This window comes from Nocardioides sp. TF02-7 (assembly GCF_022437945.1).
Taxonomy (GTDB): domain Bacteria; phylum Actinomycetota; class Actinomycetes; order Propionibacteriales; family Nocardioidaceae; genus Nocardioides.
In genome coordinates this window covers 3,338,222-3,353,409 of record NZ_CP092535.1, presented here as the reverse complement: position 1 = coordinate 3,353,409, position 15,188 = coordinate 3,338,222, and the positions used below count along the sequence as shown (strand labels likewise).

The following is a 15,188-nucleotide window of genomic DNA, read 5'->3' as shown; positions in this document are numbered from 1 at the left end:
CATACCTTGATGAACCTGCGGCAGCCGCGGGGCCCGGCCTCGGGAGCGTACTGATTCATCACGGTATGCAGACGAACCCGCGCCTCCCACGGTGGGTACGCCATAGGGAGCGCCAACTCACCGACATACCTTGATGAACCTGCGACGACCGGGGCCTGGGCCGCCTGCACCCCGACCGCTTCCACCCTCCGGCCGCCAGCCGATCCGGCACCCCGTCCACCGCGACCGCGGCGCGGCAGCGTGTCGCACGCGGCGAAGCCGCACGGTGCGGCGGCCCTGGGGCCCGAGCCTGCGAGGGTCCCGGGCGGCGCCGCACCGTCTGCGACGCGCTCGCGCAGACCAGCTAGAAGATCAGGTTGTACAGCTTCTCCGGGTCGCCCTCGCCGCGGTCGTACATCTGCAGGTAGCACTTGCAGTCGAGGTCGTCGAGGTAGAGGACGCCGTAGTCGGAGTCGTCCTCGATGTAGCCGTAGATCTTGCCCTGCTCGGGCTCCTCGGCGTCCTGGATGCCGTTGCTGTTCTCGTCGGTGTACCAGTAGTCGACGACGAGGTCGCCGTCCTGGCCGGCGAGGGACTTGGCGTTCTGCCGGTACTGGCGCAGGTCCTTGGCCTTGGCGAAGTGCCCGACCCAGGTGTTGCGGCCGCTGCGCTTGCACTTGCTCTCCTCGGTCTCCCCGTCGACGAGGACGGGGATCCGCTCGCAGCCGACGACGGCGAACTGGTTGACGAACTCGACGAGCTGCGTGTCGGCGGGGCCGTCGGGCGGCGTCACGGTCGCCGAGACCGCGTCGAACGCGGTGTCGAGGTTGTCGGCGGTGACGCCGGTGCCGCCGGTCATCTCCGCGGACTGGACGCCGGCGCGGCTGTCCCAGTAGAGGACCGGCGGAGCGGTGCTGGTGTCGTCGGCGACCTTGGGGTCGAACCGGTAGTAGACGCCGGAGTCGAGGTCGGACACCGTCGTGCCCTTCGCGACGTCGAGGCGTCGCTTGCGGGCGGCGTCGAGCTCGGCGGCGGAGGTGTACGTCGTCAGCGCGAGCGTCCCGTTGGGGAACGTGCACTCGACGACCTCGGCCTCGCCGGAGGCAGTGTCGGCCGCGGCGCACTCGTCCATGCCGGAGGTCACCATCTGACCGAGGCTCGCGTAGCGGGAGTTGAGCGCCTCGAAGCTGACGTCGGGCCCCTCGCTGGTCGGGTCCTTCGTCGGCTCGTCGGGTTCCTCGTCGCCCCGGAAGACGAGGAACGCGGTGGCTCCACCGCCGAGGAGGGCGATCACGACGACGGCGGCGACGATCGCCGGCCAGATCTTGCGCGGCTTGCGGGGCCCGGCGTGACCGGCCGGGCCTGCGGGGCCACCGTGGCCGGCCGGCAGGACGGGGCCCGGCGGGCCGGCGTACCCGCCGTACGGCGTGCCGGGGTGGGCCGGCGCCTGGCCGTAGCCGGCGGGCTGCGGCGGCTGCTGGGCGGGCCACACCGGGGAGGTCGCGGCCGGGGGCGGCGGCGTGGTGGGTGAGTGGGGTGTCGCCGGAGAGCTGACCGGGGGCGTCGGACCCGTCTGCGGGAGCATCGTCGGCGGCCCGGCCGGCGGCGGCACGGGGGACGAGCCGTGCTGGGTGCGGTAGCTGCGGACCTGGGCGTCGGACACCTTGCCGATGGCGTAGCCGAGCACCGCCAGCGCCCAGGTCGAGCCGCCCACGTCGGCGCTGCCCCGGTCGCGGGCGAGCCGGTTGCCGGCCTCGGCGATCGCCCGGTCCGCGTCGGCGCCGCTGTCGAGCATGGTCACCATCGACTGGAACGCACCGAGCCGGACGGCGTCGACGAGGAGGTTGATGTCGCCGGTGGTGGCGCTCTCCTCGTCGAGGTAGTCGTCCAGCGCACCGCGGAAGCTGTCGGCGTCGCTGAACAGCTCGCGGCCCTGGCTGCGCCCCAGCGCGTACAGGCTCTCGTGCAGCTCCATGGTCACCTCATCTGGGAAGGCCGGGTCCGGTCTCCGGCCCACGGAATCCTACGGACGACGACTGCAGCGCCGTGGCCGGTCCGGCGAAATCGCGGCCGCCATCAGACGCCGGCGCCGAGACCCGCGAGGAGGCCGGTCATCCGGTCGGCGACCTCCGCGGCCGTGCGCGGGCGGGCCGTCACGTCCTGGGCCAGGCAGGCCTCGACCAGCCGGGCGGCGTCCGGCGGGAGCGCCCGGTCGACGGTCGGCTGGGAGGCGAGGATCGACCGGACCATCAGCAGCGGCTCGGTGCCGGCGATGACGCCGTAGACGCCGCGGCCGGTGATCGCGAAGTGCAGGCAGGCGCCGAGGGACCAGACGTCGCTGGCCCGCGAGGCGGCCGCGCCCAGCATGATCGCCGGGTCGGTGAACTCCAGGCCGATCTGCCCGAGGCCGGTCATCACCATGCCGGGCGACAGCAGCTGGGAGAGGCCGAGGTCGGAGAGCCGGCCGCCGTCCTCGGCGATGAGGATGTTGGCCGGCTTGATGTCGCGGTGGGCGATCCCGCGCTCGTGGAGGGCGTGGGCGGCCAACGCAGCGTCGCGGACAGCCGCGACGGCGCGCGCGGGCTCGAGCGGGCTGCTCGGCTGCTCCAGCGACCCCAGCGGCAGGTACTCCATCGCGTAGTAGAACGCACCGCCCTGGCGGCCGGCGTCGTAGACGGCGACCAGCCGGTCGGAGTCGGCGACGCTGAAGTGCTTCAGCTCGCGCGTGGCCCGGCGGAACGCGTCGTCCGACGTCGGCCCGTCGATGACCTTGACGACCACCTCGCCGGCGGCGACGCCCAGCCGGGCGGGCGCCTGCGCGAGGTAGTTGGTGCCGTAGTTGGACTCGCCCAACGGCCGGATGAAGTCGTAGTCCGCGATGCCCTGCACCGGTTCAGGATGTCATGCGTCGCGGCGCAGACCCACGCAATTCGCCGACCGGGGCGCCCGATTCATCCTCGTGGCTGAACTTGCACCGTCGCCGGGCGGTCCTTCACGTTTCGGCCCCTCTGCCACCGAGCACCGGTGTAGCGTGCCGACCGCACCGACCCCGAGGAGACATCGTTGATCGAGCCCTCTGCTGCATCCGTGGTGCCGACCACCGACCCCAGCACCTACCTGCCCGCCCAGCCGATCGGCGACCTCACCGACGAGCTGCTCGCCACGGACTTCTGGACCGACGACATGGTGGCCCGCGCCGGCATCCCGATCGTCGACATCCCGTTCGTCACCGTGGGCGGCGGCATCGGCAGCTTCGTCACCGTCGACTACCTGCGCATCGCCGGGGTCCCGACGTCGCACATGCGGGTGCTCTCCGCGCTCGACCACCCGTGGCAGACCTACGAGTACCTCACCCGGGTGTCGCAGATCCCGCGCGGCGAACGGCTCCGGTCCGACTCCGCGTCGCGGCCGGACAACATCTGGGGCTTCCCGTCGTACGCCGTCAGCGAGGCGCTCCGCGACAAGACGCTCAAGCCGCTCTGGAACGTCTTCTCCGAGCCGATCCTCGCCGACTACTGGACGCCGCGGGCGGGCCAGGCGTTCGAGGCGATGGAGCGCGAGGCCCGGCGGATCGGCTACCACGAGATGCTCGTCAAGGGACTGGTGCGCGTCGTGCGCCGCCGCTACGGCGGCGGCTACTTCACGATCCTCACCCCGCCGCAGGGCGCGTCCGCGACCAAGCGGGTGGCCTTCCGCTCGCAGTACGTGCACGTCGCCGTCGGCTATCCCGGGCTGAAGTTCCTGCCCGAGCTCCAGCGCTACCGCACCGAGCACAACGACTACCGGCACATCGTCAACGCCTACGAGGCGCACGAGCACGTCTACGAGCGGCTACTGCAGTACCCGAGCACCGTGCTGGTGCGCGGCGGCGGCATCGTCGCGTCGCGCGTGCTGCAGCGGCTGATGGACGACCGCCTCAAGCACGGGGCGCAGACGACGATCGTCCACCTGTTCCGCACCTACATCCACGGCGCCAACGACGGCTACGGCAACGAGACCGACCCGCGTCCCGGCGGCGGGAAGCCTCCGGTGTTCTTCCGGCGCAAGGGCGGCAACGGCTGGGCCTACCAGGGCTTCAACTACCCGAAGTCGGTGTGGGGCGGTCAGCTGAAGAAGCAGGTCCGCGGCCTCGAGGGCGAGCAGCGCGCCGAGATCTACAAACGGATGGGCGGCACCAACACGCCGTGGCGCAAGCTGTGGCAGAAGCAGATGGACCAGGGCCGGCGCGAGGGCTGGTACCACGTGCTGGTCGGGACCGTCGACGACATGCAGCCCAGCGGAGAGCGGATCCTCAACCAGGTCCGCACCCACCAGGGCGTCGTGCCGGTCGAGGTCGACTTCGTCATCGACTGCACCGGTCTCGAGGCCGACATCACCGAGCACCGGCTGCTCAAGGACCTCCTCGAGCACGGCGGCGCCGGCCGCAACCCCGTCGGCCGGCTCGACGTCGACCGCAACTTCGAGCTCAAGGGCACCCGCTCCGGCGCCGGCGCGCTCTACGCCTCCGGCGCGACGACGCTGGGCGGGTACTTCCCCCGGCGTCGACACCTTCCTCGGGCTCCAGGTCGCCGCCCAGGAGATCTACGGCGACCTCAACAAGCGCGGGTTCTGCAAGCGGATCGGCCCGGTGCGGTCGACGGTGCAGTGGTGGAAGTGGCTGCTCGGGAGCGCGCCGTGACCGACCCCCTGCTCCCGCTCGCGAGCCTCGTCCACCGTCCGCCCCACCGTCGAGGAGACCACTGATGTTGCCCACGCTCAACGGGCGGCTGCAGACCCGGATCTTCATGCTCGTCGTGTTCGGCGGCGTCATCACGCTGCTGATCACCCCGCTGCTGCCGGGGCTCGACCTGAGCGGCGACAGCTACCGGACGACGTACGCGATCCTGCTGACCGTGCTCGTGCTCGGCGTCCTGTGGGAGCTGCTCTACCACTTCATCCAGCAGTTCCGGTGGGAGAAGGACTGGCCCACCATGTTCGGGCTCCTCACGGGGATCAACGAGGGCGCGCTGGTGTGGCTGCTGCTCGCGCTCGAGGTGGTGCCCGGTGTCGACGGCGTGCCGAGCTTCTGGGCGTTCTTCATCATGTTCGGGGTGATCTGGCTCGTCATCTGGGTGTGGACCAACGGACCGATGCGCGTGCCGTTCATCCGGTGGCGCTTCTTCGGTGGAAGGATCGTGTGACGTGAGGCTGTCAGCGGACGAGTGGGCCGGCGCGACGGTCGTCCCCGGCCCCGGCGAGGGGACCCTCGTCCGGCTCGGGCCGGTGGTGCTGCTGGTCGGGTCGACCGACCCCCAGGTGGTGCGGCCGTATGTCGACCAGGCCCGCACCGTCGCGGCCAACGGCGGCCAGGGGCGTCAGCTGGTCCGGGGCCTCGCACTGCTGCTGTCGACGACGGTCGAGCAGTCACCGGGGCTGGCCGCCCTGGCACCGCACTCGACCGGGCTCGCCGTGTTCGTCGACGGCGACGTCACCGTGACCGTCGACGACCAGGCGATCTCGGGCGCCGACTCGCTCGCGTGGGTCGAGCGGCTGGTGCCGTGGCCGGTCGACCGGGTCTCGGTCACGCTGCCCGGCGCGAGCCCGGCCGACCCCGGCTCGACGTACCGGCTCGACGGCGGCATCGTGCCCGCCGGGTCGTTCGCGGTCGCTCCTCCGGGCGCGTCCGACAACACCGACGACACCGACGACACCGCCCCGTTCGTCGTGCCGGAACCCGTGCCAGCTCCCGCACCCGAGCCCCCGCCGGTTCCGGAGCCCGCACCCGAGCCCCCGCCCGCACCCGAGCCTCCGCCGGTTCCCGAGCCGCCGCCGGTTTCGCCACCCGCACCCGAGCCCCCGCCGGAGCCCGCGCCCGAGCCGGCCCCCGTGCCGGACGGCGGCGGCCGGCCGGTGCCGCCCCCGCAGGCCGACGAGCACGTCCAGTTCCAGTCGGTGCTCCTCGACGACCTCGACGACGAGGACTTCGAGCCGCTGCCGATCGTCGACGACCCGAGCGTCGTCGTCGACGCCAGCCACCCGCACGAGGAGGTGCCGGGCGTCTACTGCAAGAACCGGCACTTCAACGACCCCCGCCAGCTGTTCTGCGCGGTGTGCGGCATCAACATGGTGCAGCAGACCCCGGTGCTGGTGACCGGCGTGCGGCCGCCGCTGGGTGTGGTGGTCATGGACGACGGTGCCGTGTTCCAGCTCGACGCGCCCCTACCTGCTCGGCCGCGACCCGTCCTCCGACGACCGGGTGCGCGGCGGCGAGTTCCGCGGCCTCCCTGTCATCGACCAGTCCAACCAGGTGTCGCGCGTCCACGCCCGCCTCGAGCTGCGCGGCTGGGACGTCGTCCTCGTCGACAACAGCTCGACCAACGGCACCTTCGTGCACGTGCCCCGCACCCCCGACTGGCAGCGGCTCCCGTCCGGCGGCGAGCACGTGCTCGTCCAGGGCACCCGGATCCGGATCGGCCACCGTACGCTCGCGTTCAACACCCACGCCGGCGCCAGCTGAGGTCGAGTAGGCACTTCGTCCGGTTCGAGTAGGCACTTCTCGAGCGCGGGAAAGTGCCCACTCGCGCTGGAGAAAGTGCCTACTCGACGTCAGGGGGTGGGCGCGGCGGCGGAGAGGCCGAGCGCGACGGTGGTGAAGTCGACCGGCACGGCGTCGACCTCGGCCCGCGCGGCGAGTGCCGGGCGCGGCTCGGCACCGAGAGCCGCGACGTCGATCACGGCGACGGACAGCGCGGCGACCGGTCCGCCGGCCGGCGCCGCGGCCGCGTCCTCCGCCGGATCCTCGGCCGGGGCGTCCCGGACGTCGAGGCCGCGCCCGACGAGGGCGGTGCGCACAGCCGCTGCGCGGCGGCCACGGTCGGCGGACAGGTGCAGCGGCACGCCGCGGGCCACGGCGAGCCGGGCGCCGAGCAGCACGGCCGCGTCCCCGTCGGTGTCGGAGCTCCACCGCACCGACACGGCGGCGTCGGGCGGGAACGCCACGGTGCCCGCCGCGACGACGGCGGCCGGGCACTCGGCCGCGGCGAGCACGGCGTCGGCGGCGGGGTCGTCGGACCAGACGACGAGGCCCTGCGGGCGGAGCACCCGGACCAACTCGACCAGGTCGGCCCCGACGTCGCCGCTCGGGTGGGCGATCACCCGCACCGGTACGCCGAGCTCGTGCCCCTGCCGCACCAGCACCTCCTGGCGCTCCATCTGGGTCGCCATCTCGGCCAGCTCCCCGGAGAGGCCGCTGCCGACCTCGAGCGGCCGGCCCTGCGGCTGCAGGTCGGCGACCACCAGCTCGGCGGGGCGTGCGCCGGCGAGCATCGCGACCGCGAGCCCCACCGCCACCTGGTTGTCGGCGTCGCGCCGGCTCAGCACGAGCACCCGGTCGACCGCCTCGTCGCCGAGCGCCGCTCGCTCGGCCTCGGCGATGTCCCGGGCGACCCGCCGGGCGGGGTAGGCGACGCCGAGCAGCGGCCCGGTCATCACCGTGGTGACCAGCGCCATCACGACCATCATCGTGAACAGCTCGTCGCCGAGCAGCCCGAGCTCGTGGCCCACGTTGAGGATGACCAGCTCGGTGAGCCCCCGGGTGTTCATCAGGACCCCGAGGGCGTTGGCCTGCCAGTGCGGTACGCCGGCCGAGCGGGCGCCGACGTAGGCGCCGGCGTACTTGCCGGCGATCGCGACCGCGAGGATGGCGACCAGCTGCAGCAGGTTCTCCGCGCTCAGGCCGCGGAGGTCGACCTTGAGGCCGGACACGAGGAAGAACACCGGGAGCAGCAGCAGCACCGAGATCTGCTCGAGCCGCACGAGGATCTCGTGGCGCAGGGCGGCCGCGTCCTCGTGGGGCAGGATCGCGCCGAAGAGGAAGGCGCCGAAGATGTAGTGGACGCCGAGGTACTCCGTCGCGGCGGCGAACAGCAGCAGGCCGACGAGCACGATGGACAAGACGGTCGGCGTGAGCTCACCGGCGCGGTGGTACATCCCGGTCAACCGGGTCAGCACCGGCCGGACCACGAAGATCGCGACGAGTGCGAACGGCACCGCCAGGACGACCAGCCAGCCGGGACCGTGGCCGTGGTCGCCGCCGCCGGCGATGCCGATCACGACCGCGAGCAGGGTCCAGGCCAGGATGTCGTCGGTCGCGGCGCAGGCCAGGGCAAGCCCGCCGGTCTCCGTCCGGTGCATGCGGCGGTCGGTGAGGATCCGGGCCAGCACCGGGAACGCGGTGATCGACATCGCGGCGCCCATGAACAGCGCGAACGGCCAGAAGTCGGCTCCCCGCCGGCTTGAGGTCGCGCAGGAAGTGGGCCAGCCCGATGCCCATCGCGAACGGCAGCACGATCGACGTCAGCGACACCGACGCCGCCACCCGGCCCCGTCCCTTGACCAGCGAGACGTCGAGCTCGAGGCCGACGACGAACATGAACAGCACCAGGCCGATGCTCGCCAGGAGCGACAGGAACGGCCGGGTGTCGAGGGGGAAGAGGTTCTCGCTGATCGTGGGGCCGAGCAGGCTCGGGCCGAGGAGCACGCCCGCGAAGATCTCCCCCACCACCGGCGGGATCCCGATCCGGCCGGCTGCTGACCCGGCCAATCGGGCCACGACGATGATCAGCGCCAGCTGGGCGAGGATCACGGTGATGTCGTACACGAGGCTCTCCTAGCGGCGGCGACGGGCCGCGCCAGACTACGGGCTGGATGTTCCCCGCGGGCCCGGTTGCGGAGGAGTTCGTCCCTCCGGACGACGCGCCACCGCGGCCGCGGACGGGCCGAGGCTCAGGTGGTCTCCCAGCGGAAGAGCTTGGCAGCGGCGAGCGTGACGACGACGGCGAACCCGGCGAGCACCGCCAGCGGCGCGAGCGCCGCCGACGCACCCTCGCCGCGCACCATCACGTCGAGCATCCCCTCGTTGAGGTGCTTGAGCGGCAGCGCGTCGGAGAGCCGCTGCATCCACTCCGGCGCCACGTCGAGCGGGAAGAACGAGCCGCTGAGGAACGCCATCGGCAGCACGATGAAGTTGGACATGTTGACCGCGCCCTCCGCGGTGCGGGTGATCGCCCCGGCGAGCAGGCCGATCGCCATGAAGCAGAGCGTCCCGACGACCACCAGCGGGATCGCCATCCACCAGGTGCCGGAGAGGGTGAGGCCGAACGCCGCTGCGCCGAGGCCGAGGAAGATCGCCAGCTGGGCGAGCGCGACGGTGAGGGTCACCGCGATCCGGGCGGCGACGACGGTGCGGGTCGAGACCGGCGCGAGCTGGAGCCGGCGCAGCAGCTTGCTCTGGCGCCAGCCCTGCAGGGTGGCCGCCGCGCCGAACGCGGCGCTCATCGCCACCGCCCACCCCAGCAGGCCGGGCGTCACGAACTGGATGGTCGTCAGCGAGTCGTCCTCGACCCGCTCGGTGCGCAGGTCGAAGCGCGGCGGCTGCCCGCTGGCGGCCACGTTGGCACCGTCGACGAACGCCCGGAGCGTCCCCTGGGTGATCCCGGCCCGCACCTGGTCGGTCTGCGTGTAGTGGGCCACGACGACGTCACCCCGCTGCTCGAGGGCGACGTCGGCGTCTCCCTTGCGGACGGTGTCGATCGCCGCCTCGAGGTCGTCGCTCTCCTCGACCTCGAAGGTCTCGTCGAAGGCCTCCCGCGCGTCGTCGGGGAGCTCGTCGACCAGCGCGACGTCGCCGACCTTGATCATGTCCACCTTCGACGTCCCCTGGTCGCCCAGCAGGCCGCCGAACAGCACCAGGAACATCAGCGGGAAGACCAGCGCGAAGAACACCGAGGCCCGGTCGCGCAGGAACCCGCGCAGGATCGCGACCGAGAGCGCCCAGAACGGCGAACCGGAGATGCTCATGCGCGGTACTCCCGTCCGGTCAGCGCGAGGAACACGTCCTCCAGGGTGCCCGTGTGCACCGTCACCCCGTCGAGCCGCTGCCGCTCGCCGAGGGCGGCGACGACCCCGGCGGGGTCGCGCGTCGTCAGCACCGTGCCGTCCGCGGTCTCGCGCACCTCGGTGACGGCGGGGATCTGCCGGGCCTCCTCGACCGGGACCACTCCCGGCGCGACGGTGATCCGGGTGGGAGCGTCGAGGCTGCGCACCAGCGCGGTGGGGGTCCCGAGCTCGAGCACCCGGCCGTGGTCCATGATCGCCACCCGGTCGCAGAGCACCTCGGCCTCGTCCATGTGGTGGGTGGTCAGGACCACCGTGCGGCCGGCGTCGTTGATGTCGGACAGCAGGTCCCACAGGTTGCGGCGGGCCTGCGGGTCGAGCGCCGACGTGGGCTCGTCGAGGAACACCAGCTCGGGGTCGTGCACCAGGGCGCACGCGATCGACAGCCGCTGCCCCTGGCCGCCGGAGAGGTCCTCGACCCGGGTGTCCGCCTTCTCCTCGAGCCCGACCCGCTCCAGCCACTCGTCGGCCGCGGTGGCCGGGGCCCGGTAGAGGGCGGCGAAGGTGTGGATCTGCTCGCGCGCGGTGAGCCGCTCGAAGAACGACGACGCCTGCAGCTGGACGCCGATCCTGGGCTGCAGCCGCTTGTTCCGCGGCCACACCGGCTCGCCGAGCACGCTGACCTCGCCCGCGTCGGGTTGGCGCAGCCCCTCGACCATCTCGAGGAGCGTGGTCTTGCCGGCGCCGTTGGGCCCCAGCACGCCGACGGTCTCCCCCTGCTCCACGGTCAGGTCGACCCCGTCGACCGCCGTGAGGTCGCCGTAGGTCTTGGACAGTCCTCGCGCATCGATCACTGACATCGCGGACGACCCTAGGGGACGGCCCGGACGGCCCGACACCGACTTTGGTCGGTGGCTGCGCCTTCGGTGCCGTCGGCGCCGGCCCTTCTCAGCTGAGCAGTCCGCGCACCACCCGCAGCGCCACCGACACCCGGGCCAGGTCGGTGTCCTCGTCGGCGCAGATCGCGTCGAGCGTCTCCCCGGCCCGGTCCACGACCCCGCCCGCGGACGACTCCCAGGCCGCCACCCGGGCCTCCGCGGCGGCGTCCGCCGGGGTCAGGGCGAGGACCTCCGCGGTGAGCTGGGCGTGCACGTGGTGGAGGTCGTCGCGGAGGGCCGCCCGGGCCATCGTCTGCCACTGGTCGGCACGGGGCAGGTCGACGATCCGCCGCTGCAGCACCGACAGCCCCAGCCGCTCGCCCAGCGCGAAGTGGACCTTCGCCACGTCGCGCGGCACGAGCCCGTCCCTGGTGGCGATCTCGACGACGTTGAGCAGCGCGTAGGCGACGTCGTACGCCGCCACCCGCGCCGCGAGGTCGTCGGGCACCTGCTGCGCGGCGAGGGCCTGTCGACGCTGCTCGTACGCCGCGAGCTCGCTGCCCGTCAGCAGGTCGGGGAGCTCCAGCATCGTCGCCTGCACGGGGCCGGCGAACAGGTCGACGGTCGCCGCGCTGTCGAGCGGTGGCCGCCGGTTGGTCACCAGCCACCGCGAGGCGCGCTCCACCAGCGTGCGCATCTCCACCCGCATCCGGGTCTGCACGGCGGCGGAGATCTTGTTGTCGTAGGTCGCCAGCTCCTGCCGGAGCGGGAGCGACCCGAAGATCTCCCGCGCGACGAAGTTCGCCCGCGTGAGCTCGGCAGCCGACGCACCGGTCTCCCCGGCGAGCCGCGGCCAGTACGTCATCCCGGCGCCGTTGACCAGGTCGTTGACCACCTGGGTCACGATGATCTCGCGCCGCAGCGGGTGCTGCTCGATCTGCTGGCGGAAGCCGTCCTGCACCGCGCTCGGGAAGTACTCGAGCAGGTCGAGCGTCAGGTAGGGGTCCTCCGGCAGGTCGGAGGCGAGCAGCTCCTCGGCCAGCACGATCTTGGTGTAGGCCATCAGCACCGAGAGCTCCGGCTGCGTGAGCGCGCCACCCTGCTCGAGCCGCCGCTTGACCTCCGCGGTCGCCGGCAGCGCCTCCAGCCCGCGGTCGAGCCGGCCGTCGGCCTCCAGCCGCTGCATCCACTTCTCGTGCACGTGCAGCAGCGACGGGGCGTTGCGGGCGGCGTTGGCGAGCGCGAGGTTCTGCTCGTAGTTGTCGCGGAGGACGAGGTCGGCGACCTCCTCGGTCATCGAGGCGAGCAGCTGGTTGCGCTGCTTCTCGGTGAGGTCACCGTCGGCCACCACCCGGTCGAGGAGGATCTTGAGGTTCACCTCCCGGTCGGAGGTGTCGACCCCAGCGGAGTTGTCGATGAAGTCGGTGTTGATCCTCCCCCGCGGGCGGCGTACTCGATCCGGCCGCGCTGGGTGAACCCGAGGTTGCCGCCCTCCCCCACGCACCGGACACGCAGCTGGCCGCCGTCGACCCGGATCGCGTCGTTGGTCTTGTCGCCGGCGTCGCGGTTGCTCTCGGTCGACGCCTTGACGTAGGTGCCGATGCCGCCGTTCCACAGCAGGTCGACCGGCGCCAGCAGGATCGCCTTCATCAGCTCCGCCGGCGTCATGGCCGTGACGTCGCCGGCGATGCCGAGCGCCGCGCGGATCTGGGCGTTGAGCGGGATCGACTTCGCCGAGCGCGGGAAGACGCCGCCGCCCTCGGAGATGAGCGAGGGGTCGTAGTCCTGCCAGCTCGACCGGGGCAGCCCGAACAGGCGCTTGCGCTCGGCGTACGACGCGGCCGCGTCGGGCTCGGGGTCGATGAAGATGTCGCGGTGGTCGAACGCCGCGACCAGCCGGATGTGCTCGGAGCACAGCATGCCGTTTCCGAAGACGTCGCCGGACATGTCGCCGATGCCGACCACCGTGATGTCCTCGCGCTGGCAGTCGATGTCGAGCTCGCGGAAGTGCCGCCGCACCGACACCCAGGCGCCGCGGGCGGTGATGCCCATCGCCTTGTGGTCGTAGCCGACCGAGCCGCCGCTGGCGAACGCGTCGCCCAACCAGAAGCCGTAGTCCTTCGCCACCCCGTTGGCGATGTCGGAGAAGGTGGCGGTGCCCTTGTCGGCGGCGACGACGAGGTAGGAGTCGGTGCCGTCGTGGCGCACCACCCGCGGCGGCGGGACCGCCTCGCCGCCGACGAGGTTGTCCGTGACGTCGAGCAGGCCGCGGATGAACGTCTTGTAGCACTCCACGCCCTCGGCCATCCAGGCGTCGCGGTCGGAGGGGTCGGGGAGCTGCTTGGCGTAGAACCCGCCCTTCGCGCCGACGGGGACGATGACGGTGTTCTTCACCATCTGCGCCTTGACCAGGCCGAGCACCTCGGTGCGGAAGTCGTCGCGCCGGTCCGACCAGCGCAGCCCGCCCCCTCGCCACCGGCCCGAACCGCAGGTGCACGCCCTCGACCCGCGGCGAGTACACGAAGATCTCGAACCGCGGCCGCGGCTCGGGGAGCTCCGGGATCGCCGACGGCTCCATCTTCAGCGACAGGTACTGCTTGTGCCGGCCGGATGCACCGTCGTGCTGGAAGTAGTTCGTCCGCAGCGTCGCGCGGACCAGCTTCAGGTAGGACCGCAGGATCCGGTCGTGGTCGAGGCCGACCACGTCGTCGAGCGCCTTCCGGATCCGGCCCTCCAGGTCGGCCTGCCGCTCGCTGCGGGCCGCGTCGTCGAGGTCGGGGTCGAACCGGGTCTCGAACAGCGCGACGAGCATCCGGGCCAGGTCGACGTTGACCGCGAGGGCGTCCTCGATCGAGTCGATGGCGAACGGCGAGTTCCCCTGCCGCATGTACTTGGCGTAGGCGCGCAGCAGCATCGCCTGCCGCCACGTCAGGGACGCGCGGAGCACGAGCGCGTTGAACCCGTCGATCTCGGTGTAGCCGTCCCAGATCGCCTGCAGCGCGTCGGTGAACAGCTCGCGGCCGTCGTCGGGCAACGCCGCGCCGTAGCGCAGGCCGAAGTCGTAGACGTGGGCGGTGCGCTCCAGCCCGTCGACGCCGTAGGGCCGTTCGTCGACGACCTCGACCCCCATCGACGAGAGCATGGGCAGGACCTGCGAGAGCGACAGCGGCGGACCGACCCGGAACACCTTCAGCCGCACCTCCCCCTCGGGGGCGTCGAGCTCGGAGTAGAGCGCCTGGTCGATCCCGACGTCGCCCTGGATCGACTCGAGCCGGCCGAGGTCGGCCGCCGCCGTGCGGGCCGGGAAGTCCTCCTTGTAGGCCTCCGGGAACGCGTCGACGTACCGCCGGCCGAGGATCGCCCCGACCTCCTCGCCGTACTCCGCGTTGACCGCGGCGAGGAAGTCCTCCTGCCACGACCGGGAGGCCTCCACCAGGCGCCGCTCGAGGTCGGCGGTGTCGACGTCGTCGGGGATCGTCTGCCCGGCCGGGAGCCGCACCACGAAGTGCACCCGGGCCGTCGTCGACTCGCCGATGCTGACGTTGAACTCAACCGACTCGGCGCCGAGCTGCTCGGTCAGGATCCGGGCGAACCGCTGCCGGACCCCGGTGTTGTAGCGGTCGCGGGGCAGGTAGACGAGCACCGAGAGGTAGCGCCCATAGGTGTCGCGGCGGATGAACAGCCGCACGGCCCGCCGCTCGCGCGCCTGCATCGCCGCCTCCGCGATGGGCGCCAGCTCGTCGACGGGCGTGTGGAACAGCTCGTCGCGCGGATAGGTCTCGAGCGTGTCGAGCAGTGCCGACCCGTCGTGGCTGCGGGGGTCGAGACCGGTGCGGGCGAGCACCTGCTCGACCTTCTCGCGCAGCAACGGCACCCGCAGCACCGACTCGGTGTAGGCGGCGCTCGACAGCAGTCCCAGGAACCGGCGCTCGCCGACCACCTCGCCGTCGGCGTCGAAGACCTTGACCCCGACGTAGTCGAGGTACGCCGGCCGGTGCACGGTCGCCCGCGAGTTCGCCTTGGCGAGCACCAGCAGCGTCTTCTCGCGAGCCTTGGCCTTGACGGCGCCCGAGAGCCGCCCGAACGAGGCCGACTGGCCCTCGGCGGCACGCGTGCGCAGGATGCCCAGGCCGGACTCGGGGACCGGGCGGAGCACGTCGTCGTGCCCGCCCTCGACCGGCAACCGCTCCAGCCGGTACTCGCGGTAGCCCAGGAACGTGAAGTGCTCGTCGGCGAGCCAGGTCAGCAGCTCCCGGGCCTGGCGGACCTCGTCGTCGGGGGAGCGGTGGCGGGTCGTCGGTCAGGTCGCCCACCACGGCGGCGACCTGCTCCTGCATCGCCGCCCAGTCCTCGACCGCCGCCCGCACGTCACCCAGCACCCGGCGCAGGTCCTCCGCCAGCCGCTCCGGCTCGCGTACCCGGTGGTCGTCGGCGACCCGGTCGATCTCCACGTGCATC

The 15,188-nt window shown here is 72.4% G+C and carries 8 protein-coding genes and 3 pseudogenes; 3 read left to right on the top strand and 8 right to left on the bottom strand.

What is annotated here, in order from left to right:
* Positions 1-343: 343 nt before the first annotated feature.
* Together MF408_RS17250 and MF408_RS17245 are read right to left on the bottom strand one after the other, a co-directional pair.
* The gene (locus tag MF408_RS17250) at positions 344-1,954 is read right to left on the bottom strand and encodes a hypothetical protein (RefSeq protein ID WP_240248719.1); all 1,611 of its coding nucleotides are present in this window, start codon (positions 1,952-1,954) and stop codon (positions 344-346) included.
* A gap of 101 nt (positions 1,955-2,055) precedes the next feature.
* Complete coding sequence (locus MF408_RS17245) at positions 2,056-2,868, bottom strand: protein kinase (protein WP_240248718.1); 813 nt, start codon at positions 2,866-2,868, stop codon at positions 2,056-2,058.
* A 174-nt stretch (positions 2,869-3,042) separates the two neighbouring features.
* On the opposite strand from MF408_RS17245, the gene MF408_RS17240 reads away from it, so the two are divergent.
* From MF408_RS17240 to MF408_RS17230, 3 genes are read left to right on the top strand one after another with little or no spacing between them, the layout of a single operon-like run.
* Entirely contained in the window at positions 3,043-4,722 is a 1,680-nt protein-coding gene (locus MF408_RS17240) for a hypothetical protein (protein ID WP_240248717.1), read from the top strand.
* Positions 4,722-5,159, top strand: coding sequence for a hypothetical protein (locus MF408_RS17235; protein ID WP_240248716.1), 438 nt, complete (start codon positions 4,722-4,724; stop codon positions 5,157-5,159). Before MF408_RS17240 ends, MF408_RS17235 begins: the two co-directional genes overlap by 1 nt.
* Before the next feature lies 1 nt (position 5,160).
* The gene (locus MF408_RS17230; protein ID WP_240248715.1) at positions 5,161-6,507 is read left to right on the top strand and encodes a hypothetical protein; all 1,347 of its coding nucleotides are present in this window, start codon (positions 5,161-5,163) and stop codon (positions 6,505-6,507) included.
* 57 nt (positions 6,508-6,564) lie between these two features.
* On the opposite strand, the gene MF408_RS17225 is transcribed toward MF408_RS17230, so the two are convergent.
* From MF408_RS17225 to MF408_RS25750, 6 genes and pseudogenes are all read right to left on the bottom strand, one after another.
* Complete coding sequence (locus tag MF408_RS17225) at positions 6,565-8,202, bottom strand: cation:proton antiporter (RefSeq protein ID WP_275693209.1); 1,638 nt, start codon at positions 8,200-8,202, stop codon at positions 6,565-6,567.
* A 76-nt stretch (positions 8,203-8,278) separates the two neighbouring features.
* Positions 8,279-8,569, bottom strand: a pseudogene (locus MF408_RS25760) (cation:proton antiporter); the annotation flags it as partial.
* Positions 8,570-8,742: 173 nt separating this feature from the next.
* Positions 8,743-9,816, bottom strand: coding sequence for an ABC transporter permease (locus MF408_RS17220; RefSeq protein ID WP_240248714.1), 1,074 nt, complete (start codon positions 9,814-9,816; stop codon positions 8,743-8,745).
* Positions 9,813-10,712 carry an ABC transporter ATP-binding protein gene (locus MF408_RS17215; protein WP_240248713.1) on the bottom strand — a complete coding sequence of 300 codons (900 nt, stop codon included), beginning with the start codon at positions 10,710-10,712 and terminating at the stop codon, positions 9,813-9,815. Before MF408_RS17215 ends, MF408_RS17220 begins: the two co-directional genes overlap by 4 nt.
* A gap of 88 nt (positions 10,713-10,800) precedes the next feature.
* Positions 10,801-13,151 (bottom strand): annotated as a pseudogene (locus MF408_RS25755) (NAD-glutamate dehydrogenase domain-containing protein).
* 109 nt (positions 13,152-13,260) lie between these two features.
* Positions 13,261-14,574, bottom strand: a pseudogene (locus tag MF408_RS25750) (NAD-glutamate dehydrogenase domain-containing protein); the annotation flags it as partial.
* Positions 14,575-15,188: the final 614 nt, after the last annotated feature.